We start from the raw sequence: 23,407 nt of genomic DNA, 5'->3' as shown, positions 1-23,407 counted from the left end.
GAGAACCCCATGATCATTGCTTCCATGTTCTTCGGCCTGATCGGGCTGATACTGATCAACGTGCCGGTGGCCATCGCCCTCGGCCTCGTCGGCGCCCTGGCCACCGTGGCCAGCTACGGCACCCTGGCCCTGCCCAATGTCGGCATGGTGATGTTCGACGGTGCTACCAAGTTCCCGCTGATCGCGATACCGCTGTTCATCCTGGCCGGCGCCATCATGAACGCCTCGAGCATCTCGCGCCGTCTGATCGATCTGGCCTCGGCCATGGTCGGCTTCATCAAGGGCGGTCTCGCCATGGTGACCATCGGCGCCTCGATCTTCTTTGCCGAGATCTCTGGCTCCGCCGTCGCCGGTGTCTCGGCGATCGGCTCGATCCTGATTCCGGCCATGCGCAAGAAGGGCTACTCCAAGGAGTTCGCCGCAGCCATCTCGTCCTCGGCGGCGAGCCTGGCGATCATCCTGCCGCCGTCGATCCCGATGATCCTCTACGCGGTCATGTCCGGCGAATCGGTGGTCAAGATGTTCGTCGCCGGCATCTTCCCAGGGCTGCTCGGCGCCCTGGGGCTGGCGGCCATGTGCTACTTCCTGGCGCGTCGTCACAACCTGCCGGCGGAGCAGAGCTTCCAGGCCTCGCGTCTGTGGGAGGCCTTCAAGGGCGCCATCTGGGCGCTGCTGATTCCGGTGATCATCCTCGGCGGCATCTTCGGCGGCATCGTCACCGCCACCGAGGGCGCGGCGCTGGCGGTGGTCGTGGCGATCTTCATCAGCGCGGTGATCTATCGCGAGTTCAGCCTCAAGATCTTCTACAAGGCCTGTCTCGATGCTGGCGTGCAGACGGCGGTGGTGATGCTGCTGGTGGCTTCCTCTGCAGTGGTCGGTCTGTATCTGACCGAGACCCAGATTCCCCAGCAGCTGGCCAACTCGATCGCCGAGATGACCGACAACAAGTACGTGGTACTGGCGCTTCTGAACGTCATCTTCCTGGTGCTGGGCATCTTCCTGCACTCGGCGGCGGCGATCATCCTGGTGGTGCCCATCGTGCTGCCGCTGGTGACCGCGGTGGGCATCGATCCGCTGCACTTCGGTCTGATCGTGACGCTGAACCTGGCCATCGGCCAGCAGACCCCGCCGGTGGCCAGCGTACTGATCGCTTCCTGCTCCATCGCCAAGGCCGACATCTGGGCCACCACGCGCACCAATCTTTGGTTCCTGGCGGTGCTGTTCGTGATCCTGCTGATCAACACCTACGTGCCCGCCGTGGCCCTGGCGCTGGTCAACCTGATCTACGGCGTGTGATCGCGACCACCACAAGGAGAACAACGACATGAGCGACAACGATCAGGGCCAGGTGCACTACCACAGCGAAGATGGCGTCGCCTGGCTGACCTTCGATCGCACCGCCAGCCGCAACGCCATGACCTGGCAGATGTACGACCAGCTCGAGGCCCACTGCGAGACCATCGAGAACGACCCGGAGCTGGTCGCGGTAGTCATGCGTGGCGCCGGCGGAGAAGCCTTTGTCGCCGGCACTGACATCAAGCAGTTCGCTGCCTTCGACAAGGGCGAAGACGCCATCGCCTACGAGCGTCGCATCGACCGGGTGGTCGGGCGGGTGGAGACCCTGCCGCTGCCGACGCTGGCGCTGCTGGAAGGCTTCTGTGTCGGCGGTGGCGCGGCCATCGCTCTGGCCTGCGACTTCCGCCTGGCGACACCGAGTCTCAAGTTCGGTATCCCCATCGCCAGGACGCTGGGCAACTGCCTGTCGATCACCAACGTCTCGCGGCTGGTCGAGCACGCCGGTATCGCCCGGGCCAAGCAGGTACTGATGGCGGGCGAACTGGTACGTGCCGAGGAGGCCCTGGCCCTGGGGCTGGTCGGCGAGATCGTCGACGCCGAGGCCATCGAGGCGACGGTGGCCGAGCGGGCGCAGGCGTTCAAGGAGCGTGCCCCCTTGACCGTGCGGGCGGCCAAGGAGGTGATCCAGCGGGTCATCGAACAGCGCCGCCCGGCCTTCGACGCCAGCGACGACTGGATCGCCACCTGCTACACCAGCCGCGACTTCAAGGCCGCGGTGGACAAGTTCGTCAACAAGACACCCTTCCGCTGGCAGGGCCGATAAAGGCCCTGAGGCAAGGAGAACCACAATGCTGCCACTCGATGGGATCAAGGTACTCGACGTTTCGCAGATCATGGCCGGCCCCTACTGCACCATGGTGCTGGGAGATATGGGCGCCGAGGTGATCAAGGTCGAGAAGGCCAACGGCGGCGACGACAGCCGCCAGATGGGCCCCTACGTCGAGGACGAATCGACCTGTTTCGCCCAGATCAACCGCAACAAGAAGAGCATTTCGCTCAACCTGAAAGAAGAGAAGGGCCGCGAGGTGTTCTATCGCCTCGCCAAGGAAGCCGACGTGGTGGTCGAGAACTATCGACCCGGCGTCACCCAGTCGCTGAAGATCGACTACGACAGCCTCAAGGCGATCAACCCGGGGCTGATCTACTGCTCGATCTCGGGCTACGGCCAGACCGGTCCGTCGCGTCACAAGGGCGGCTTCGACCTGGTGGCCCAGGGCATGAGCGGGCTGATGTCGATGACCGGCGAGCCGGGCCGGCGTCCGCTCAAGACCGGGGTCGCCGTCTACGATATCGGCGCCGGCCTGACTGCCATCTACTCGATCCTGGCGGCCTATATCCACCGTCAGCGCAGTGGCGAAGGCCAGCACCTCGACATCGCCATCGCAGAGTGTGGCCTGCCCTGGTTCACCTGGGAGGCGGGCGCCTACTTCTCCGAAGGCCGAGTGCCCGAGGCCACCGGCTGGCGCCATCGGGTGTCCGCGCCCTACCAGGCGATGCGGGTACGCGACGGTTACATGATGCTCGGCTGCGCCAACCAGCGTACCTGGGAGCGCTTCTGCGAGGACGTCATCGAGCGCCCCGAGCTGATGGTCGACGAGCGCTTCAAGACCAACCTCGACCGCGGGGCCAACGTCGAGGCGCTGGAAGCCATCCTCGAGGACATCCTCGGGCAACAGGATCGCGCCTACTGGCTCGATCGCTGTGACGCCGCCGGGGTGCCGGCAGGGCCGATCAACGACTTCGACCAGGCCATGCACGATGAACACTACCTGGCCCGCGAGATGGTGCTGGAGGTCGATCATCCGACCATGGGGCGGATGAAGACCCTGGGCTTTCCCAGCAAGTTCTCGGCGACCCCGTTGGCGATTCGCCAGCCGGCGCCGCTGTTCGCCCAGCACACCGACGAGGTGCTTGGGGAGATCGGGCTGGCAGCGGACGAGATCGACGCGCTGCGTCAGCAGGGTGCCGTGCGCTGACACCGGCACCACCGTGATCGGCAGCTAGCGTCTGGCATGTCGCCGAATCGGTGGGGCGGTGCCACCATAAAAATTGCATTCATTATTACAGATTATTACAAGAGGGGCGCGGTAGCGCTTGGCGCCCGAACAGCTATCCTGGCGTCGCCCAGTGCGACGCCTGGCCAGGAGGCCTTACATGCTGAATCTCGACTTTCATCCCACCGGACGTCACTTCCTCCAGATCCCCGGCCCCTCGCCGGTACCGGATCGTATCCTGCGGGCCATGAGCCTGCCGACCATCGATCACCGTGGCCCGGAGTTCGGCGCCCTCGGACGTGAATTGCTCTGCAAGGTCGGCAAGATCTTCAAGACCGACAAGCCGGTGATCATCTATCCGGCTTCCGGTACCGGGGCCTGGGAGGCCGCCCTGGCCAATACCCTGTCGCCGGGGGATCAGGTGTTGATGTTCGAGACCGGCCACTTCGCCTCGCTGTGGCATCGTCTGGCCCTGCGTCTTGGTCTCGAGCCCGAGTTTCTTGGCCTGCCGGGGGCCGAGGGCTGGCGCCACGGTGTCCAGGCCGACATGATCGAGGCACGCCTCAAGCAAGACACCGAGCAGCGGATCAAGGCGGTGTGCGTGGTTCACAACGAGACCTCCACCGGTGTTACCAGCGACATCGCCGCGGTGCGCCGTGCGATCGACGCCGCCGGTCATCCGGCGCTGTTGCTGGTCGATACCATCTCGGGGCTTGCCAGCGCCGACTATCGCCACGACGAGTGGGGTGTCGACGTCACTATTTCCGGCTCCCAGAAGGGACTGATGCTGCCGCCGGGGATCAGCTTCAACGCGATCTCCGACAAGGCCCTGGCCGCCAGTCGCGAGTCGCGGCTGCCCAAGAGCTTCTGGGCCTGGGACGAGATCCTCGAGGCCAACCAGGGCGGCTACTGGCCCTATACCCCCAATACCAATCTGCTCTACGGCCTCAACGAGGCCATCGACATGCTGCTGGACGAGGGGATGGATAACGTCCTGGCCCGTCATCAGCGCTGGGCGGCGGGCGTGCGCGCGGCGGTGAACGCCTGGGGACTCGAGATCCAGTGCCAGGACCCCGAGGTCTACTCGCCGGTGCTGACCGGCGTGGTGATGCCGGAGGGCGTCGACGCCGATGCCGTGCGCAAGCTGATCTACGAGCGCTTCGACCTGTCGCTCGGCACCGGGCTTGGCAAGGCCAAGGGACGCATGTTCCGTATCGGCCACCTGGGCGACTGCAACGACCTGACGCTGATGGCGACCCTGGCCGGCTGCGAGATGGGGCTGAAACTCTCCGGGGTGAGCCTTGCCGGCAGCGGCGTCGAGGCTGCCATGGCGTACTTCTCCGAGAACCCGGCGCCCCACGTGGCCCGCCTTGCTCGCGATTGAACCACCGCCCGCCCGTCGGCGGCGCTGTCGCCGACGGTCTACCCAGGGTTATCAAGGAGAGGGTGATGAACTCGTTGACGTCTGCCGCCAAGGGGCGGGATGCACGGATCCAGCCGCTGCCGGACTTTGCCGCGCGCCTGGCCAGGGAAATCCAGGGCGAGGTGCTGTTCGACGCCGCCAGTCGCGGCCGTTATTCCACCGACGCCTCGATCTATCAGATCACCCCGGTGGGCGTGGTGATCCCGCGCCATCAGGATGATCTGGCCACGGCTCTGGAGATCGCTCGCGGGGAAGGCATTCCGGTGCTGCCTCGGGGTGGCGGCACCAGTCAGTGCGGTCAGACGGTGGGAGAGGCGCTGGTGATCGACGCCAGCCGCCATCTGAACGGTGTGGTGTCCTTCGACAAGGAGGCGCGCACGGTGGTGGTCGAGCCCGGCATCGTGCTCGATCACCTCAACGCCTGGCTCAAGCCCCATGGCCTGTGGTTCCCGGTGGATGTTTCCACCAGCGCCCAGTGCACCCTGGGCGGCATGGCCGGCAACAACTCCTGCGGCTCGCGCTCGATCCACTACGGCAACATGGTGCATAACGTACAGGCACTGGACGTCCTGCTGGCCGACGGCGAGAAGGTGCACCTCGGTCTGGTCGACGAGCTGGCAGCCGGTTCCCGGGCGGCGCGGCTGGCCGAGCAGGTCGAGGCCATCGCCCGGCGCGAAGGCGAGCGCATCCGCGAGCATTATCCCAAGGTGCTCAGGCGGGTGGCGGGCTACAACCTCGATCTGTTCGACTGTCAGAACCCGCTGCCCTACGAGGCCGATGGCCGTGCCAACCTGGCCCATCTGCTGGTGGGGTCCGAGGGCACCCTGGCGCTGACCCGCCAGTTGACCCTGAAGCTGTCACCTCTGCCGCAGCACAAGGTGCTGGGGGTGGTGAACTTCCCCACCTTCTATCAGGCCATGGACCTGACCCAGCATATCGTGACCCTGTCACCGACGGCGGTGGAGCTGGTCGATCAGACCATGATCGCGCTGTCGCTGGAGAATCCGTCCTTCCGTCCGGTGATCGAGAAGGCCCTGATCGGCAAGCCCGAGGCGGTGCTGCTGGTGGAATTCGCCGGCGAGAATCGCGACGAGCTGCTGGCGAGCCTGGCCCGGTTGAACGAGCTGATGGCCGACCTGGGGCTTCCGGACTGTGTCGTCGACATGCCCGAACCCAAGGCCCAGAAGGCGCTGTGGGACGTGCGCAAGGCGGGACTCAACATCATGATGAGCATGAAGGGCGACGGCAAGCCGGTGTCCTTCATCGAGGACTGTGCGGTGCCGCTCGAGCATCTGGCCGAGTACACCGACAAGCTCACCGAGGTGTTCCATCGTCACGGCACCGAGGGCACCTGGTACGCCCACGCCAGCGTCGGCACCCTGCACGTGCGCCCGATTCTCGACATGCGCCGGGACGGCGCCGAGAAGATGCGCGCCATCGCCGAGGAGGCCTCGGCACTGGTCAAGGCCTACAAGGGCGCCTACTCCGGTGAGCACGGCGACGGCATCTGTCGCGGCGAGTGGGTGGCCTGGCAGTTTGGCGAGACACTCAACGACGCCTTCCGCGAGGTCAAGGGGCTGTTCGACCCGGACAACCTGCTCAACCCCGGCAAGATCGTCGATACCCCGAAGATGGACGACTCTCGGCTTTTCCGCTTTCCCGGGGAGTACCAGCGCATCGAACTGACGCCGGTGCTGGACTGGTCGCCCTGGAACGTCGAGCGAGATCCCTTGAACGGCGAGCAGACCCCACCGGGTAGCGGCCGCGATGTCACCGGCGGCCTCGCCAGCGCAGTGGAGATGTGCAACAACAACGGCCACTGCCGCAAGTTCGACGCCGGCACCATGTGTCCTAGCTATCGCATCACCCGCGACGAGAAGCACCTGACCCGCGGCCGCGCCAATACCCTGCGCCTGGTGTTGTCCGGCCAGCTCGGTCGCGACGGCCTGGCCAGCGACGAGGTCAAGGAGGCGCTCGACCTGTGCGTTTCCTGCAAGGGCTGCAAGCGTGACTGTCCCACCGGCGTCGATATGGCGCGGATCAAGATCGAGGCCCGGGCGGCACGGGTCGCCAAGGACGGGGTATCGCTGCGCGAGCGACTGATCGGTGACCTGCCCAGGCGCGCTCCGGTGCTGCGACGCCTGTCACCCTTGGTGAAGGCCATCGACGGCATGCCCTGGCTGGCCTCACCGCTGAAGCGGGCGCTGGGGCTGGCCGAGGAGCGCGCGCTGCCACGCGTCACCGACAACTACCTGGGGCGGGCCCGACAGGGCGAGCGACCGGCCGTTGCCGACCAGGCGGTGAGGGAGGTGGTGCTGTTCGTCGACACCTTCAACAACTATATGGAAGCCGACAACGCCGAGGCCGCCATGCGCGTGCTTCAAGCCGCGGGTTACCGGGTGATCCTGGCGAGCGCTGCGGATCGTCGTCCGCTGTGCTGCGGGCGTACCTACCTGGCCAGCGGTCAGGTCGATCGGGCCCGGGCGGAGGCCGAGCGGACCCTGGCGGCGCTGACCCCCCACGTGGAAAAAGGGCTTGCCGTGGTCGGGCTCGAGCCATCCTGCCTGCTGACCCTGCGCGACGAGTTCCTGGGCTTCGGCCTGGGCGAGCCCGCCAAGCGACTGGCCGAGGCGAGCCTGTTGTTCGAGGAATTTCTGGTGCGCGAGAAGGATGCCGGCAGGCTCGAGCTGTCGCTCGAGGCGCTACCGGTGTCGCGGGCGCTGCTCCACGGCCACTGTCACCAGAAGGCGTTCGATGCCCTGACGCCGGTGCAGCAGGTGCTGTCCTGGATTCCCGAGCTCGAGGTGGAGACCATCCAGTCGTCGTGCTGCGGCATGGCCGGTAGTTTCGGCTACGAGCGTGAGCACTATGAGGCCTCCATGCAGATGGCGGAACTCTCGTTGCTGCCGGCGGTGCGCGACGCCGAGGACGCGCTGATCGTGGCCGACGGCACCAGTTGTCGTCACCAGATTCGTGACGGTGCCGCACGTGAGGCGCGTCATGTTGCCAGGGTACTGGCCGAGGCGCTGGCCTGAGTCGTCGGGAGGGCAGGGGGCCAATGCGCGTGGGGGCAGTCCTCAGCTGAAGGCCGAACTGGCATACTCGGGGAAAGGCCAGCGCGAACAAGGAGAGCGCCATGATCGACCTACGCAGCGATACCGTGACCCAACCGACCGAGGCCATGCGCGATGCCATGGCCATCGCACCGGTGGGCGATGACGTCTGGGGCGACGACCCCAGCGTCGCCGCCTTCGAGGCGGAGGTGGCCGATCGCGCGGGCTTCGCCGCGGCGGCCTTCTTCCCCTCCGGCACCCAGAGCAACCTGACCGCCATGCTGGTCCACTGCGCGCGTGGCGACGAAGTGATCGCCGGGCAACGCTCGCACATCTATCGCGATGAAGGCGGCGGTGCTGCGGTACTTGGCGGCATCCAGCCCCAGCCCCTGGCCCAGCAGGCAGATGGACGCATGGCGCTCGAGGATATCGCCGAGGCCATCAAGGGAGACGATATCCATCATGCGCGAACCCGACTGATCGCACTGGAAAATACTTTTCAGGGCCGGGTATTGCCCCAGGACTATGTGCAGGAGGTGACCGGCCTTGCCGCCGAGCGAGGCCTGGCCTGTCACCTCGATGGCGCCCGCCTGTTCAACGCCAGTGTCGCCACCGGCAAGTCGCTGGCGGAGCTGTGCGCCGGTTTCGATTCTGTATCGCTGTGCTTTTCCAAGGGGCTGGGCGCGCCGGTGGGCTCGTTGCTGGTCGGCGGCGAGCGCTTTATCGCCGCGGCCCGTCGCTGGCGCAAGACGCTGGGAGGCGGCATGCGCCAGTCGGGGCTGCTGGCGGCGGCCTGTCGGCATGCCCTGCATCACCATGTGGAGCGACTGGCCGACGACCACCGTCATGCCCGCCAGCTCGCCGAGTGGCTGGGTGGTATTGACGGCATCGGAGTGGCAGGTCAGGCCACCAACATGGTCTTTCTCGACGTGCCGGCTCCTCACTGCGCCGCACTGGAGGGCTTTCTTGCCGAGCGTGGCATCTTGATCGCGGTGAGGCCGCGCACCCGCCTGGTGACCCATCTGGGGGTCAGCGAGTCGGATGTACGCCGAGTGGCGACGGAGATCGCAGCGTACTTTGCCTCTCTCGCACAGGAACCGACAACGGAGTAGGCAGAGTTTGGAAACAGCGTCCACTATATAGGCAGGGTGGGCGCCCAGCGCCCCCCATCCACAAGGATAACCTCGTCAGGAGCGGGCCATGGCCATCTATCGTCTGGGTAACCATTCCCCCCATATTCATCGCACCGTCTTCGTCGCCGAGAGCGCCGAGGTCATCGGCCAGGTGAAAATCCATGAAGACGCCAGCATCTGGTACCAGGCGGTACTCAGGGGCGACACCGAATCACTTGAAGTGCGCGAAGGCAGCAATATCCAGGATGGCGCCGTGCTGCACGCCGATCCCGGCTACCCGCTGTCGGTAGGACCGGGCGTCACGGTGGGGCACCAGGCGATGTTGCATGGCTGCACCGTGGGCGAGGGCTCGTTGATCGGCATCCAGGCGGTGGTGCTCAACGGCGCCGTGATCGGCAAGAACTGCCTGATCGGGGCAGGGGCGCTGGTCAAGGAAGGCGCCGAGATCCCCGACAACAGCCTTGTCGTCGGCTCGCCGGGCAAGGTGATCCGGCAACTGGACGACAAGGCCATCGCCGCACTCAAGACCAATGCCGAGGGCTACGTGACCAAGGCGCGGCTACATCGTACCCGGCTGGCTCGCATCGGCTAGGTCATCAGAGCCTGCGCTCGTCGACGTTTCGGACAGCGCCTGGCGCCCCTTCGCAAGAGGCCACGGACACTTCGCCGCGCTGTCTGTGGTCTGCGGGCAACTCGTCAACACCCTGGAGGGAGCCTCCCCGGCCTAGAGATGCCGTCGGGTCGGCCTTCTGTGCCGCTTGACCCTGTGTGGACCGGGAGCCTTGTGCCTCAGCAACAGCATGGATTCCGAGGATCTCGCGCCGTTGGTAATCACCACGACGGCGATCACGGTGATCATGGCAAGCAGCAGATAGGACATCTGAATTTCCCCTGGTCGAGAGTCGTGGCCCTTGTCGAGGCCATACGTCCGTGGGCGCTCACGAAGAGCCAGCCCCTGGTCAGTACGCAGACAACGCGCCTTGCCGGTGAACCTGAAAGCAAGAATGCTGCACGTGCGTACTACACTGAATTAACTCTAGGCGCAGGGTATAAGGGTCGCCATATCGGCACAGAGGTAGTCAAACTGTGCTTAGAGTGGCGCAGTTCTCGAGCAAAGGTGGCGCCTGTCGCCAACAAGAAGGGGGTGTCATCGTCGATGACACCCCCTTGTCGGTCAGCCAGGTGGCGCCTGGCTTGGCGCAGTGCCTACTGCAACAGCCCCATCAGCGGGTCGGAGATACCGACGACCTGCATCGCCACCAGCCCGATCAGCCCCGCCGCCAGCACATAGTAGATGGTCGGCAGGATGGTCTTGCGAATGGTGATGCCCTCGCGTCCCAGCAGGCCCACGGTGGCCGAGGCGGCTACCACGTTGTGGATGGCGATCATGTTGCCGGCGGCGGCGCCGACGGCCTGAAGCGCCACCATCAGCGCGGTGGACACACCGAGTTGCTGGGCCACGTTGAACTGGAAGTCTGCCAGCATCAGGTTGGACACGGTGTTGGAGCCGGCGATAAAGGCACCCAGCGCGCCGACGGCAGGAGCGAACAGCGGATAGATGTCGCCGACACCGTTGGCCACCGCGGTGGCCATGGCCACCGGCATGGAGGCCAGATCCGCGCCGTTGACGCCGGAGTTGATCAGGATGCGCACCATGGGGATGGTGAACACCAGTACGAAGCCGGCGCCCAGCAGGGTACGGCTGGATTCACTGAAGGCCGCCTTGAGCTGATTGCCGTTCATGCGATGCATCAGAGCGGTGATCAGCACCACCATCAGCAGGATTCCGCCGGGCAGGTAGAGTGGCTGCAGGCTGCCGGAGATACCGGCCTCACCCAGGATGTCGCTGAAGCCCAGGCTTACCGAGGTCAGTGCCTGCTTGAACGGCTCGATGGTACGTGACGCCACCAGCAGTACCGCCAGCAGCACGTAGGGCAGCCAGCCCATGAAGGTGCTCATCGGTGCGCGGCCCACGACCTCGTCGGCCTTGATGCTGAGCTTGCCGATCCAGTGGGCAGGCCAGCTGTCACTTTCCGGGAAGTCCCAGCTCTTTTCGGGAATCAGGAAACCGCGACGGGCGGCCGGGACCACGATGGCAAGGCCTACCATGGCGCCGATCATCGACGGGAATTCGGGGCCCAGGAAGACTCCAGCCAGGGCGTAGGGCACCACGAAGGCGACGCCTGCGAAGATCGCGAAGGGAGCAATCGCCAGGCCTTCCTTCCAGGAGCGGTTGGCACCGAAGAAGCGCACCATGACGCTGACCATGATCAGCGGCATCAGCACACCGACCACGGCATGCACCAGCGCGACTTCTCCGGCAATCAGGCGGAAGTACTCCATCCAGGTGGAGCCACCGGCTTCCAGCGTCTCGGTGATGCCGACCCTGTCCAGGCCACCGGCGACACCGACCACGATGGGGGTGCCGACAGCGCCGAAGGACACCGGAGTGGACTGGATCATCATGCCCACCACCACAGCGGCAAGTGCCGGGAAGCCCAGCGCGACCATCAGCGGGGCGGCCACCGCCGCCGGCGTGCCGAAGCCCGAGGCGCCCTCGATGAAGCAGCCGAACAGCCAGGCCACGATGATCGCCTGGACGCGGCGGTCCGGGCTGATGCCGGAGAAGCCATTGCGAATGGCGGCGATACCGCCGGAGTGCTTCAGGGTGTTGAGCAGCAGGATGGCGCCGAAGATGATCCACAGGATCGCCACGGTCAGGATCAATCCTTGCAGGGTCGAGGCCAGGACCCGTGTGAAGGTCATGTCCCAGGCCACCAGGGCAATCAGCGCGGTGACCAGAAAGACGATGGGCATGGCGACCTTGGCGGCCATGCGCATGCCGATTAGCAGGATGCCGGCCAGTATGAGCGGCACAAAGGCTATCAAGGCTAGAGTGGTGTCGGTCATGGTGTTGGGGTCTCTTGTCGTGTCCTTGTTTGTAATATCCGTTGTGTCGAAGTTGGCGGTCTCACGCCGGGGTAAGGCTCGGACAAGGCGGCACGATAAGCCGACTAGCGAAATCGTTCTAGACTGGGATATTGGTCAGACCAATGCGGTGCTGACGACTCCTCGTCCGATCATTCTTCAAATTTATTGATTAACAGTAGGTTAGAGGCGACAAAGACGCTGGAGGCGGGTGCGAACGAGGCTAGTTTCTTAGACTAATGGACAGGTTTGTCTCCATCCCTCAGGAAATCATGGCGTTGGCGAGGTGGGCGGTTGATGGCACTATCGGCAGACATTCCCCTTCTAGAGGTATCTGGCATGGCCCTGGTGATGTACGACCTGTGTGGCATCGACGAATCACTGCGTTTTTCTCCCTTCTGCTGGCGAGCCAAGCTGGCCATCGCCCACAAGGGGCTCGAGGTGGAGGCGCGGCCCTGGTGTTTTACCGAAAAGGAGAAGCTCGAATTCACGGACCATGACAAGGTCCCGGTGCTGATCGATGGCGACGAAGTGATCACCGACAGTTTCGAGATCCTGCGATACCTGGATCGTGCCTACCCTGAGGCCCCGACGCTGCTTGGCGGTCCCTTGGCCGAATCCCGCGCCCGCTTTTTCAAGCACTACAGCGAGCGCGCCCTGCAGTTGCCGATCCTGCGCACCATCGTGATGGACCTGATGAACGCCATCCATCCCAAGGACCGCGACTACTTCCGCACCACTCGTGAAAAACGCCTGGGCATGACGCTGGAGCAGTTCCATTCTCCGGCCAAGGGGCTCAGCCAGCTCGATAGCGCCCTGGAGCCCCTGCGTGGCCAGCTGTCGGGAAGCGACTTCATCGATGGCGATGCGCCCGGTGCGGCGGACTACCTGGTGTTTGCCAACTTCATGTGGGCGCGTTCGGTGTCCACCGCGGATCTGGTGTCCAATGCCGATCCGGTCTACGCCTGGATCGAGCGGATGCTTGATGCCAATGGCGGTGTCGGCCGCAACGCGGTGCGCATCTGTGATATCGAAGGCGCCTATCGCGCCTGACCCTTGCTGCCGAGCGAGGCGACGCCCTGATATCGTCGTCTCGCTCTTTGCTCGCTGCTCTGTCTCGCACTCCGCTCTCTGCTCTCTGCTCTCTGCTCTCTGCTCTCTGCTCTCTGCTCTCTGCTCTCTGCTCTCTGCTCTCTGCTCTCTGCTCTCTGCTCTCTGCTCTCTGCTCTCTGCTCTCTGCTCTCTGCTCTCGACTCCTCGTTGCGCTTCCCTCCTCAGTTTCCTTCGGTAAGCTTTCGCCTTTAGTCTGCGGCGATCGTGACCCCTCGGTTATTACCGCATGTCGATCATGGCTTTAGAGGATCGCCAACAAGGGCCCTCGTCTTGGCTAATCTTCCAGATATCTTTTGGAAGGGCCCCGGACAACGCTGCGGTAGCTGTACCGAGCTGGTGAATCTGCGTGCAAGTTGCCCCGGTGGTCCGTCGGAAATGGCGAAACAGCGGTTCTGTGCTTGATGACGAAGCTGTCGATTGTCGCAGCTGTCGATTGTCTCTATCGGCAACCGTCGTTATTGGCGATTGTATTTGTCGTTATTTCTTACAAAAGCGTGTTTATTGTGCTTCTGGAGCTGGCGCCGCTGCTGTCATCAGAGCGTCAATCATCTACTGCTATGGTGCGAATGGTGCGCCGCTGGGTAGATGCTGAGAATGCTGGGTGACTATACCCGCGTTAGTGTAATTAGTGGCTCGTATATGCCTTATATGATGTTGCGGTGCAGCAAGGTGCGTTCTAGTCTTCACATGCGAGACGATTCTGTGCTCGTTTGAAGACGATATGTAACCGGTGCAGCACAAGATACTGCCAGGCTGCCTCGTCTCGTCGTTGTTACGGCGATCAGGCTGCCCGTGGGCCGAGCGTGCTGGCATACCTATAGGGAGTACCAACATGAGCGAGAACAAGGCAATGCCGACAATGGAAAACATGATCCCCTCCATGGACAAATTGTTGAGTCCGTGGCGTGAGGGGAGCCTGCTGACGCTGGAATATTCCCAGAAGATGCTGGATGTGCGTTTCAAGACTATGGACTCCGCCATGAAGGCAGGTATCGCACAGGCCCGGTCCTGGTGCGAAGTGCGCGATGCCGAAAGTCTGAAGAACGCCAGCCAGTCCCAGCAGGAAACCCTGTCGGTGATCGGAGAGAGCCTGCGCGAGGAGAGCGAGACGTTGCTCAAGTTGAGCAAGGAGTACCAGGAAAAGTGTCAGGGAGTGGCCAAGGAAGCGCTGGATTCGGCCAAGGAGTAGTGGCGAAGCTGGTACGTTCTGGACGCCAGGGGCGTCGGTCGGAGACATCGGCTAGCGTCATCGGTGAGAAATTTGCCCGGAGACATGGCTCGGAGACACGGCCCGGATACATGGCCGGATTCATGGCTCGGTGATATGGCCCGGAGATATCGACGTCGACATGTCGATGATGACACCGGCAGGCTCAAGCAGAGATATCAAAAAAGAAGAATGGAGCCAGCAGGAGCGTCACCAGCAAGCGTTTAGCTAGCAGGAAATTAGCTAGAAAGAGATTAGCTAGAAAGAGATTAGTCAGAAGTAAATAAAGCAGTAAAAAGGTGCCTGGCCCCGAGCGACAGGCGCTGCGCAAGTCGCGGAAAGGTGGGCACGAGCGTAATGGTCCCGCCTTGGGTGCAGTTTCAGCATGGTCGTGAGATGAGGTAGTGCAACTCAAGCGAGAGCGACGAGCCCCAGAAGTGAGGTAGCGCAACTCTACTGTCGTGCAGCTGGCAGGGCCCAGAGCATGACCCGGTGGTTCGCTGAACGTGGCCGATGGGCACCACGTGAAAGGGTCTGGTAGGCCGCCATCCACATGGGGCCGTTCGTCCACAACCAGCCCGGACGCGAAAAGCGTGACGGTTTCAGGATGACGAGAGCGCCAAGGCCTCTGGTCATCGACGTAGGGTTTGGCGGCCGGTCACCAGGTGACCGGCCGTTTTTGTGTGCTTGCTACTTCAGCTAGCGCGATCTTCCAGTCGGAACCGAGCGATCCGATTGATCTGCACCACGGCTTCCTGCCTTTCCTGCTCGGCTGAGTTGTTCAGGCGCTGTTCGAAGGCGGCGAGGATGGTGTGCCGATTGCCGCCCTTGACCGCCATGATGAAGGGAATACCAAAACGCGCCTTGTAGCTTTCGTTGAGGCGGGTGAAGCGCTCCAGCTCCTCCGGGGTGCACTGGTCCAGCCCGGCCCCGGCCTGCTCGCGGGTGGAGTCGTTGGTCAACTCGCCTGCGGCGGCAGCCTTGCCGGCAAGATCAGGGTGCGCCCGGATGACCTGCAGCTGTTCCTCCGGGGAGGCGTCGCTGAGGACCTGGCCCATGTGCTCGGCAAGACGTACCGGGTCGTCATGCTGCTCGTTCAGGCCACGATCGAAGGCACGCTCCGCCACCCAGGGTGAGTGCTCGAAGACGTCTCCGTAGGTGGTCACGAATTGGGTCTTGTCCATCTGGCTGGGGCGTTGGGTGAGGCTAGGCATGGGGAGTGGCTCCTGTCATGACGGCAAGGTAGATGGGGACGAGCATAGCTCTGATGACTCGTTGGTGTCGGTCACACCTTGTTGGCAGCGGGCGTAGGCGCAGACGGCAAGAGGTCGGTCGAGCCTTTGTTGCTGTCGGCAAACACCAGGCAGCTATGCATGCTCAAACTGTATACAAAAAATAGTTTGAAATGTACTCTTAATTTGGTCAATGATGTATGTTGTCATGGTTCCACACCACCATGCACTGGTTCCGCCATGCCGGCATCGCTGAAGTCATCTTCGTGTTGCTGCAAGCCACGACCGGCGAAAGCCTCTGGCCAGGTGTGACGAGAGACGATGATGCTCCATATCAGTGATTCACTTTAGCCAGTCCAGGACTGGATACATTGACCCGCTGATCGACCCGCTGATGACCCGCGAGAGGGGAGGACACTTATGGGACGCCTGACCACCCATGTACTGGATACCGCGCTTGGCCGCCCAGGCCAGGGGATTCGTATTGAGCTCTTTCGCATCCTTGGCGACGAACGTCAGCGCCTCGGGGAGACGATGACCAACGATGACGGGCGCTGCGATAGCCCGATCCTCGAAGGCGACGACTTCGTCGAAGGAGAGTACGAACTGCTGTTTCACGCCGGTGACTATCTGCGCGCCCTGGGTGTCGAGGCCTCGGAGCCGCGTTTCCTCGATCGGATTCCCCTGAGATTCGGCGTGGCGGATGCCAGTGAGCACTACCATGTGCCGCTCTTGCTGTCGCCTTATAGCTACTCCACCTACCGCGGAAGCTGAGCGTCATCGAGCACGATCAACCAGGCAGCCATCGATACTGACTGCCTTCCAACAACAACTGAAGTCGGGATAGGGCCATGTCATCGTACCTGTTGGACGTGAGCAATTTTCTGCTGCGCTGGCTGCATGTCATCGCGGCCATCGCCTGGATAGGCGAGTCGATCTACTTTGTCATGCTGGACAACTCGTTGAAGACCCCCAAGGACGAAGAAGACCGCGGCAAGGGTGTGTTCGGCGAAATGTGGGCGGTCCACGGGGGCGGCTTCTACCACAATCAGAAATACGCCACGGCGCCGGCCAAGCTGCCGGACGATCTGCACTGGTCCTTCTGGAAGGCCTATACCACCTGGCTGTCCGGTTTTGCGCTGTTCGTGATTCTGTACATGGCCAACCCCAGTTTCTACCTGGTCAACCCCCAGAGTCCCTGGGAGTGGGCCGCCAATCTGTCCGGCTGGCAGGCCAATGTGGTGGCTCTGCTGTTCCTGCTCGGTGGCTGGGTCGTCTACAACGAGATGTGCAAGCGTGTCAGTCCCAACATGGAGCGCGATGGCCTCTTGAGCCTGGGTGTCGCCGTCATGATGGTGGTGGTGGCCTACCTCAGCGTGCATATCTTCGCCGGACGTGCCGCCTTCCTGCTGACCGGTGCCGTCATGGCCACCGCCATGTCCGCCAACGTCTTCTTCTGGATCATTCCGGGTCAGCGCCGCATGGTGAAGGCGATGAAGGCGGGCGAGACGCCCAACCCCCTGGACGGCAAGCGCGGCAAGCAGCGCTCGGTGCACAACACCTACTTCACCCTGCCGGTGGTGCTGCTGATGATCAGCAACCACTATTCCTTCGCCTATACCAGCGAATGGGCCTGGGTGATCATGGCGCTCTTGATCTTTGCCGGCGCCCTGATTCGCCAGTACTTCGTGCTGATGCACAGCGGTCAGCACAAGCCGAGCTACCCGGCCGCCGGGGTGGCGCTGATTCTGGTGGCCTTCGCGGTGGGGGCTCCGAGCCTGACGACCAGTCCGGCCGCCGACAACGCCAACAGCGGCAGCAGTGCACCGGTCGCATCCGACGCTTCGCCGTTGGCCCAGGTGCATGCTGTCATGCAGGAGCGCTGTGTCAGCTGCCACGCCGCCCAGCCCGCCCACGCCGGATTTACCGCTCCGCCCGCCGGTGTGGCGCTGGAAACCGAGGCCCAGGTCGAACAGCAGAAGGCCGCGATCCAGCAGGTGGTCGCCAGCGGCTATATGCCGCTTGGCAACCTGACCCAGATGACCGACGAGGAGCGTGCTCTGGTCGCCAACTGGGGCGAATAGAGGACCAGGATGAGCCGCAGTTGCCCCGGCGAGACGCGGGGAACTGCGGTTCTTTCCTGTCGGTATATCTCGTATACAATGGGGATATATTGCATCCGAGGACAGTGTCGATGAATCAGCGCGTGAAGCCTTCGCCCCCCGCCTCACCTGCCCCCAGACAGGGCAAGAACGGTGACGGCGCCGAGCGTCACGAGGCCATTCATCGCTCGATCAGCGACGCCATCATCGAGCACCGGCTCAAGCCGGGCGCACGTTTGCGCGAGGATGCCCTGTCCGAGGTGTTCGGGGTCAGTCGTACCGGCATTCGCAAGATCCTGCAGCGCCTGGCGCTGGAGCAGCTCGTCACCCTGACGCCACGCCGTGGCGCCAGCGTGACGCGTCCTACCGCTGACGAAGCCAAGGACGTGTTCGATGCCCGCCAGATGGTCGAGTGCGGGCTGATGTCGGATATCGCCAGGCGAATCACCCAGGACGACATCGTCACCCTCAAGGACATGGCCCAGCGCGAGCGGGAAGCGCTGCGCAGCGGTGAGCAGAGCGTCGCGATTCGCCTGTCCGCCGATTTCCACACCTACCTGGCCAGGGTCTCCGGCAACCGCACCCTGGCGGATTTCGTCGAGCGCCTGTGTTCGCGCAGTTCGCTGATTCTGGCCGTCTATGGCAACGCCGGGCACCTGGGCTGCGAGTCACACGACCATCAGGATCTGATCCAGTACCTGGAAGACGGCAAGGGCGAGCGCGCCGCCGCCTTCATGGGCCGCCACCTCAAGGCCATCGAGGCCTCGTTGTCGATCGTCGAGGAAGAGGACGAGGCACCCAACCTGTTCGATATCTTTGCGCCCTGACGCTCACCGCGTCTCTAGAATTCCTGGCTCTGAAACGACAAGGCTCCCGGCGATCGCCGGGAGCCTTGTTACTAGTTGCTGCTCGAGGAAGCTCGGCTGTCGGGCCTGGCCTCAGTGGGCCGTCACCGCCTGCTTGTGCTGGCGCATCAGCGCGTAGTAGATGGCGCCACCGAGTGCTGCCCCCATCATCCAGCCGAAGCCGGCCAGCCCCTGCAGGGCCGGCACCACTACCGTCGCCAGCGAAAAGATCGCGGCCAGCGCAAAGGCCACCACGGCGCGCAGGTTCCAGCCGTTGGTGTAGGTGTAGGCGTCGCCTTCACGGGACGAGAACAGCGCCTGGACGTCGAGTCGGCGGCCCTTGATCAGGTAGAAGTCGACCACGATGATGCCGTAGAACGGAGCGACGATGGCACCCACGGCGTTGACGAAGCCGGGCACGCCGATCTGGCTGATCACCGAGACCCACAGCGCGCCGACGAAAAAGGCCACGCAGGCGGTGATCAGGCCGCCGACCTTGAAGCTGATCACCCGGGGAAAGAGGTTGGCCAGGTCGTAGGCCGGGGGAATGAAGTTGGCCACCAGGTTGATGCCGACGGTGGCGGCGAAGAAGGTGACCGCCGCCAGCAGCGTCAACGGCAAGGCGTCGACCCGTTCGACGATATCGGTGGGGTTGGTCAGGGCCTCGCCGAACAGCACCAGGGTACCGGCGGTGATGATCAGCGCGATAAAGGAGAAGAAGGCGACGTTGAGGGGAAGCCCCAGCAGGTTGCCAAGCTTCATCTGACGTTCGGTTCTGACGAAGCGGGTGAAGTCGCCGAAGTTGATCACCACGGCGGCGAAGTAGGCCACCATGGTACCGACCACGGCAGCGAAGGCGCCGATGCCACCACCGCCTTCCCCGCTGGCCGAGAAGATGGTGCCCACCGCCGGCAGCAGCTCGCTGCCGGCCTGCCACCAGACCACCACCATCAGCGCCACCATGACCACGTAGACCAGCGGCCCCGCCCAGTTGAGGAAGTGCTTGATGCGCTCGATCCCCGACCAGAAGATCGCGATCTGAAACAGCCACACCAGCACGAAGGACAGCCAGGCGACCGGTGACAGACCGAGCATGCCGGCCCCGCCGTCGGTGCCGATCAGGGCGGTGATCATCAGGGTGACGGCGGTGGAGGCGAAGTAGGTCTGGACGCCGTACCAGAAGATCCCGACCAGGGCGCGCAACAGCGCCGGCAGGTTGGAGCCGCGCACGCCCAGGCTCGCCCGCACCATGACCGGGAAGGGGATGCCGTAGCGCACGCTGGGGGCACCGGTCAGATTGACCAGAAACATCACGATCACCCCGGCCAGGATGATCGCCGCCATCACCGCCCAGCCGCTCAGGTTGTAGGACAGAAACAGCGAGGCGGCCAGGGTGTAGCCGAACAGGCTCTGGATGTCATTGGACCAGACGTTGAAGATCTCGAAGGCGCCCCAGTTGCGCCGAGCGTGGGGCAGCGGGGCCAGGTCCTCGTTGTACAGGCCCGGATCGACCCGGGAGGTATCGAGGCTTAGATCGTCATGGGACATAAAGGTGTCTCTTTCTTGTTTCTGTTGTTGTTTCAGCCGTCGTGACTATTGATGCAAAGGACGCGCTCAGTCGCGGCCCAGGGCCGCGCCCGCCGCCCTGGCCGCCGCACTGACGGCTATCACCAAGGGCACTTCGGTGCTGTCCTGAAGGCGAATGGCGGCATCTGACAAGGGCCCCCCGCCCATGATCACGGCTTCGGCGCCGTCTTCGCCGACCGAGGCCTCGATGGCGTCAGCCAGGGCGGTATCGAGTGCCTGCGGCGAGTCGAGCAAGGCAACCGGATCGCCGGGGGTGACGCGGGTGCCTCTGTACTGATCCTGATAGCCCAGAGCCTCGGCCTTGGCGGCAAAGGACTCGATCAGTGCCGGGTCCGGGGTGATGGTGGCGATACCGAAGGGGCGGCCATCGCGCGCTGCCTCGTGGAAGACCTCTTCGCCGATGCCGAATACTGGAATGTCGACGGCTTCGCGCAGTTGATCAAGTCCGGGATCGCTGAAGGCCGAAACGATAATGGCGCCGGTGGATGGGTCTTCGGCGGCCTGGCGGCCCAGTTCGACTACGCCTTGGCTCGCCGCGACCATATCCTCGGGGGTGGTCAAGAGGCGAGGCGCCGAGGTATTGCTGACCCCGACGACCCGCGCCTTTCCCTGGGTTTCCCGCTCGGCCAGCGCTGCCATGGCTTGGGTGGCGGTATCGCTGGAGTTGGGGTTGATGAGCACGATGGTGCTCAGGGGTGCCGATGCTGGTTTTTCGGCGTTGGCCATCGGCGCAACGGCCATCATCAGGGCGAGCCCGGGAACGGCGACAGCCTGGAGCAGGGAAGGAAGAGAGAGTGTCATCTTGTTGTCCTCGGAATTCGACGAGTGCGAGGCGCCCGACCAACTGGGGTCGGGGCCTCGCCTTGTTCACTGGGTAAAGCGCTGGCAGCCCTTCCAGTAGCGCATCAGCAGCAGGTAGGTGAGGCCCGCCGGGATCAGGCTTGCGTACCAGGACACCGTGGGCATGCTGAAGGCGGCGACGACGCCCACTGCGGTGGCGATGAAGGCGGCCAGATTGACGCCACGGTAAGGGCCGTTCTCGTCGTACAGCTTGTCCAGATCCAGGGTGCGGCGGCGAATCAGGTAATAGTCCACCACCAGTACCGCGAAGATCGGGCCGAGGAAGGAGGAGTAGGTCTGCACGAACACCTGCAGGCCGGCGGCAGACTCGTCCTTGACCAGCTCCCAGGGAAAGGTCGCGAAGGCCAGCAGGCCGACGACCACCGTCGCCTTGCGGAAGCTCATCTTGAAGGTGTCCATCAGCACGTAGGTGGGCGGCACCACGTTGTTGAGCACGTTGGTGGTGACCTGGGCGAAGGCGATGAACAACAGGGTCGTCATCAGCAGCGGAGTATTGTCCACGGCGTTGGCGAAGACCTTGATCGGGTCAGCCACGCCGGTGGCCTCGGACACCATGTAGCCGATCAACCCCATGAACAGCGTGCAGGGCAGGATCGACATGGCGTAGATGGTGGTCAACAGACCCGGCCCGGTGCCCTTGACGTGCTCGCGGGAGTAGTCGCTGACATTGAGCATCATGGTCGAGTAGATGCCCAGAAACAGCATGGTGGCACCCCAGAAAGGCAGCCCCCAGGAGCCTTCCATGGTCAACAGGTTGGCCGAGAGGGCATCGCCGTAGCGGACCACGGTGCTATAGAACATGTAGACCAGCGAGGCCAGGATGAAGGCGCTACCCACGTTCTCCAGCCACTTGATGCCCTGGAAGCCGAGCACCGACAGGCCGATCTGCAGAAACTGAAAGCCGATGAAGAACACGATCAGGTTGTCGTAGCCGAACAGGGTGGCCGACACCAGGTTCAGGGCGCCCGCTCCGATCCAGCTCTGAAAGCCGTACCAGACGATGGCCGGCACCGCCCTGACCAGTCCTGGCAGACGAGTGCCCTGGAAACCGAAGGCGCTGCGCGCCTGGACCATGAAGGGAATGCCGTACTTGTAGCCCGCGGCGCCATTGATGGCCAGGGCGATGCCGATGACGAAACAGCCGATGGCGATGGCCACCGTGGCCTGGATCAGGTTGAGGGTGCCGACCACGCTGGAGCCCATGGTGAAGGTGCCGATCGAGACGCAGCCACCGAACCAGGCCAGCAGGTAGGAGGTGCGCCCCATGATACGGGTCTTCTGGGGGGCCAGCGATTCGTCGCCGACGCTCTTGGTGGTGGCCTCGGCGACGCCCTGGGGCTCGCCTGGCCGGGAAGTGGAAGTGGTCATCTTGGACCTCGCTCGTTGTGGATTGTTATGGGTCAAGCCTTGTCATGCGGTGAGGGGGCAGAGGGAAGGGGTCAGCGGCCGGTGGTCTCCAGATCCAGATGGGACAGATGCTGGAAGGTGCCGCTGAAAGCCTTGGGTCGGGGAAAGGCCAGGTCACCGGTCTTGCAGGTGCCAAGGCCCAGCCCTACCAGTGCCTCGCTCAGCTTCACCGCCGCCGTCACCCCTTCCACCACCGGCAGGCCCACCTCGCGGCTGATGGTTTCGGTCAGGTCGGCCATGCCGCCGCAGCCCAGCACGATGGCGCCGATGCCGTCCTCGTCCCTGGCACGACGGCTCTCCTCGATGATCTTGTCGAGCGCGCAGTCGCTATCGTCTTCAAGGTCCAGCACCGGGATCTCGGCGGCACGCACTCGGCGACACTGGTGACGGAAACCGTACTGGTCGAGCAGGTGCTCGGCGATGATCACGGTGCGTCCCAGGGTGGTCACCACCGAGAAGCGCGTGCTGATCAGGCTGGCCATATGGAAGGCCGCTTCGGCGATGCCGATCACCGGTGCACGGGTGGCTTCTCGCGCCGCCAACAAGCCCGGGTCGCCGAAGCAGGCCACCACGTAGGCATCGACCTGGGCTTCCCTGTCCATGCGCAGGACCTCCTCGACCACGCCCACGGCGCTGATCGCCTCGTCGAAATGGCCCTCGATGGAAACCGGGCCACTGACCGGCTGGGAGGCGGTGATGCGCGTGCCTGGCGCAGCGATGGCACTGCCGGCGAGGCGAATCGTCTCGGTCATGCCGGCGGTGGTGTTGGGGTTGATCAGGTGGAGATGCATGCCTGTCTTCCTTCATGGACGAGGAATTAATATCTTTGTACACAAAATAGATCGATATCGGATACGCATCAAGGGCTGAATTGGTCGAACGCGGTTGGCGGGAAAACGCCTTAAAATACAGTGTATTGAGTGTTTTTATGGTGCGAGGGTCACGATCATGAGGAGTGTGAACTGTAAATGAATACTGGGTTATCGATATAGTCCGTACAATTTCATGGTAATTACTGTATACAGTATGTCGTGTCTGGACTTCATGCGGCCTGTCGTCATGAACGGTATGGGCAGTGAGGGGAGGGCGTGGGCGTGGCCTCGCGGCGAGTTCTGCGGCGAGTTCTGCGGCGAAGTACGATGTGCCTTTTTCCCCTGGTAGGGGAT

At 63.6% G+C, this 23,407-nt stretch carries 19 protein-coding genes; 13 read left to right on the top strand and 6 right to left on the bottom strand.

Annotation, left to right across the window (positions count from 1 at the left end; all coding sequences use genetic code 11):
* The first annotated feature begins 9 nt into the window (after positions 1–9).
* From NFG58_RS16400 to NFG58_RS16370, 7 genes are all read left to right on the top strand, one after another.
* Complete coding sequence (locus NFG58_RS16400; protein WP_045991726.1) at positions 10–1,296, top strand: TRAP transporter large permease; 1,287 nt, start codon at positions 10–12, stop codon at positions 1,294–1,296.
* Positions 1,297–1,324: 28 nt separating this feature from the next.
* Positions 1,325–2,119, top strand: a complete 795-nt coding sequence (locus NFG58_RS16395) for an enoyl-CoA hydratase (protein WP_108132423.1) — start codon at positions 1,325–1,327, stop codon at positions 2,117–2,119.
* A gap of 25 nt (positions 2,120–2,144) precedes the next feature.
* Entirely contained in the window at positions 2,145–3,332 is a 1,188-nt protein-coding gene (locus tag NFG58_RS16390) for a CoA transferase (RefSeq protein WP_045991728.1), read from the top strand.
* A gap of 178 nt (positions 3,333–3,510) precedes the next feature.
* Entirely contained in the window at positions 3,511–4,734 is a 1,224-nt protein-coding gene (locus tag NFG58_RS16385; RefSeq protein WP_348826992.1) for an aminotransferase class V-fold PLP-dependent enzyme, read from the top strand.
* A gap of 65 nt (positions 4,735–4,799) precedes the next feature.
* Positions 4,800–7,808, top strand: coding sequence for an FAD-linked oxidase C-terminal domain-containing protein (locus tag NFG58_RS16380; protein ID WP_348826991.1), 3,009 nt, complete (start codon positions 4,800–4,802; stop codon positions 7,806–7,808).
* Between the two features lie 101 nt (positions 7,809–7,909).
* Positions 7,910–8,938: a low-specificity L-threonine aldolase gene (gene ltaE, locus NFG58_RS16375; protein WP_253553135.1), complete on the top strand. Its 1,029-nt coding sequence runs from the start codon at positions 7,910–7,912 to the stop codon at positions 8,936–8,938.
* 88 nt (positions 8,939–9,026) lie between these two features.
* On the top strand, positions 9,027–9,551 hold the full coding sequence (locus tag NFG58_RS16370) for a gamma carbonic anhydrase family protein (protein WP_045991732.1): 525 nt from the start codon (positions 9,027–9,029) through the stop codon (positions 9,549–9,551).
* 614 nt (positions 9,552–10,165) lie between these two features.
* Here NFG58_RS16370 and NFG58_RS16365 read toward each other — a convergent pair.
* Complete coding sequence (locus NFG58_RS16365; protein WP_108132428.1) at positions 10,166–11,869, bottom strand: L-lactate permease; 1,704 nt, start codon at positions 11,867–11,869, stop codon at positions 10,166–10,168.
* Positions 11,870–12,226: 357 nt separating this feature from the next.
* Here NFG58_RS16365 and NFG58_RS16360 point away from each other — a divergent pair, with 357 nt between their 5' ends.
* From NFG58_RS16360 to NFG58_RS16350, 3 genes are all read left to right on the top strand, one after another.
* Positions 12,227–12,940: a glutathione S-transferase N-terminal domain-containing protein gene (locus NFG58_RS16360; protein ID WP_108132429.1), complete on the top strand. Its 714-nt coding sequence runs from the start codon at positions 12,227–12,229 to the stop codon at positions 12,938–12,940.
* 458 nt (positions 12,941–13,398) lie between these two features.
* Positions 13,399–13,605, top strand: coding sequence for a hypothetical protein (locus NFG58_RS16355; RefSeq protein WP_348826990.1), 207 nt, complete (start codon positions 13,399–13,401; stop codon positions 13,603–13,605).
* Between the two features lie 227 nt (positions 13,606–13,832).
* Positions 13,833–14,189: a hypothetical protein gene (locus NFG58_RS16350; protein WP_045991735.1), complete on the top strand. Its 357-nt coding sequence runs from the start codon at positions 13,833–13,835 to the stop codon at positions 14,187–14,189.
* Positions 14,190–14,902: 713 nt separating this feature from the next.
* On the opposite strand, the gene uraD is transcribed toward NFG58_RS16350, so the two are convergent.
* Positions 14,903–15,421: a 2-oxo-4-hydroxy-4-carboxy-5-ureidoimidazoline decarboxylase gene (gene uraD / locus NFG58_RS16345; RefSeq protein ID WP_045991736.1), complete on the bottom strand. Its 519-nt coding sequence runs from the start codon at positions 15,419–15,421 to the stop codon at positions 14,903–14,905.
* 438 nt (positions 15,422–15,859) lie between these two features.
* Between uraD and uraH the strand changes: the two genes are divergently transcribed.
* From uraH to NFG58_RS16330, 3 genes are all read left to right on the top strand, one after another.
* Positions 15,860–16,213: a hydroxyisourate hydrolase gene (uraH, locus tag NFG58_RS16340; RefSeq protein ID WP_045991737.1), complete on the top strand. Its 354-nt coding sequence runs from the start codon at positions 15,860–15,862 to the stop codon at positions 16,211–16,213.
* A 77-nt stretch (positions 16,214–16,290) separates the two neighbouring features.
* Complete coding sequence (locus NFG58_RS16335; RefSeq protein WP_348814748.1) at positions 16,291–17,523, top strand: urate hydroxylase PuuD; 1,233 nt, start codon at positions 16,291–16,293, stop codon at positions 17,521–17,523.
* A gap of 110 nt (positions 17,524–17,633) precedes the next feature.
* Positions 17,634–18,368 (top strand): GntR family transcriptional regulator, encoded by a 735-nt coding sequence (locus NFG58_RS16330; RefSeq protein WP_083970245.1) that lies wholly within the window; start codon positions 17,634–17,636, stop codon positions 18,366–18,368.
* 111 nt (positions 18,369–18,479) lie between these two features.
* Here the strand turns inward: NFG58_RS16330 and NFG58_RS16325 are convergent, their stop codons facing one another.
* The 4 genes from NFG58_RS16325 to NFG58_RS16310 form a co-directional block, all read right to left on the bottom strand.
* Complete coding sequence (locus NFG58_RS16325) at positions 18,480–19,934, bottom strand: NCS1 family nucleobase:cation symporter-1 (protein ID WP_348826989.1); 1,455 nt, start codon at positions 19,932–19,934, stop codon at positions 18,480–18,482.
* A 66-nt stretch (positions 19,935–20,000) separates the two neighbouring features.
* Positions 20,001–20,774, bottom strand: coding sequence for an aspartate/glutamate racemase family protein (locus NFG58_RS16320; protein WP_348826988.1), 774 nt, complete (start codon positions 20,772–20,774; stop codon positions 20,001–20,003).
* Positions 20,775–20,840: 66 nt separating this feature from the next.
* Positions 20,841–22,202: an NCS1 family transporter gene (locus NFG58_RS16315; RefSeq protein WP_108132433.1), complete on the bottom strand. Its 1,362-nt coding sequence runs from the start codon at positions 22,200–22,202 to the stop codon at positions 20,841–20,843.
* A 71-nt stretch (positions 22,203–22,273) separates the two neighbouring features.
* The gene (locus tag NFG58_RS16310; RefSeq protein WP_108132434.1) at positions 22,274–23,032 is read right to left on the bottom strand and encodes an aspartate/glutamate racemase family protein; all 759 of its coding nucleotides are present in this window, start codon (positions 23,030–23,032) and stop codon (positions 22,274–22,276) included.
* Positions 23,033–23,407: the final 375 nt, after the last annotated feature.

Source organism: Halomonas sp. RT37 (assembly GCF_040070525.1).
Classification (GTDB): Bacteria; Pseudomonadota; Gammaproteobacteria; order Pseudomonadales; family Halomonadaceae; genus Halomonas; species Halomonas litopenaei.
This window is presented reverse-complemented; position numbering and strand designations above follow the sequence as displayed.

Coding starts and splice junctions, on each gene's coding strand:
- NFG58_RS16350 (WP_045991735.1), top strand. CDS start 13,833: ATGAGCGAGAACAAGGCAATGCCGACAATGGAAAACATGATCCCCTCC.
- NFG58_RS16330 (WP_083970245.1), top strand. CDS start 17,634: ATGAATCAGCGCGTGAAGCCTTCGCCCCCCGCCTCACCTGCCCCCAGA.
- ltaE (WP_253553135.1), top strand. CDS start 7,910: ATGATCGACCTACGCAGCGATACCGTGACCCAACCGACCGAGGCCATG.
- NFG58_RS16315 (WP_108132433.1), bottom strand. CDS start 22,202: ATGACCACTTCCACTTCCCGGCCAGGCGAGCCCCAGGGCGTCGCCGAG.
- NFG58_RS16385 (WP_348826992.1), top strand. CDS start 3,511: ATGCTGAATCTCGACTTTCATCCCACCGGACGTCACTTCCTCCAGATC.
- NFG58_RS16400 (WP_045991726.1), top strand. CDS start 10: ATGATCATTGCTTCCATGTTCTTCGGCCTGATCGGGCTGATACTGATC.
- NFG58_RS16320 (WP_348826988.1), bottom strand. CDS start 20,774: ATGACACTCTCTCTTCCTTCCCTGCTCCAGGCTGTCGCCGTTCCCGGG.
- NFG58_RS16335 (WP_348814748.1), top strand. CDS start 16,291: ATGTCATCGTACCTGTTGGACGTGAGCAATTTTCTGCTGCGCTGGCTG.
- NFG58_RS16325 (WP_348826989.1), bottom strand. CDS start 19,934: ATGTCCCATGACGATCTAAGCCTCGATACCTCCCGGGTCGATCCGGGC.
- NFG58_RS16365 (WP_108132428.1), bottom strand. CDS start 11,869: ATGACCGACACCACTCTAGCCTTGATAGCCTTTGTGCCGCTCATACTG.
- uraH (WP_045991737.1), top strand. CDS start 15,860: ATGGGACGCCTGACCACCCATGTACTGGATACCGCGCTTGGCCGCCCA.
- uraD (WP_045991736.1), bottom strand. CDS start 15,421: ATGCCTAGCCTCACCCAACGCCCCAGCCAGATGGACAAGACCCAATTC.
- NFG58_RS16390 (WP_045991728.1), top strand. CDS start 2,145: ATGCTGCCACTCGATGGGATCAAGGTACTCGACGTTTCGCAGATCATG.
- NFG58_RS16360 (WP_108132429.1), top strand. CDS start 12,227: ATGGCCCTGGTGATGTACGACCTGTGTGGCATCGACGAATCACTGCGT.
- NFG58_RS16370 (WP_045991732.1), top strand. CDS start 9,027: ATGGCCATCTATCGTCTGGGTAACCATTCCCCCCATATTCATCGCACC.
- NFG58_RS16380 (WP_348826991.1), top strand. CDS start 4,800: ATGAACTCGTTGACGTCTGCCGCCAAGGGGCGGGATGCACGGATCCAG.
- NFG58_RS16395 (WP_108132423.1), top strand. CDS start 1,325: ATGAGCGACAACGATCAGGGCCAGGTGCACTACCACAGCGAAGATGGC.
- NFG58_RS16310 (WP_108132434.1), bottom strand. CDS start 23,032: ATGCATCTCCACCTGATCAACCCCAACACCACCGCCGGCATGACCGAG.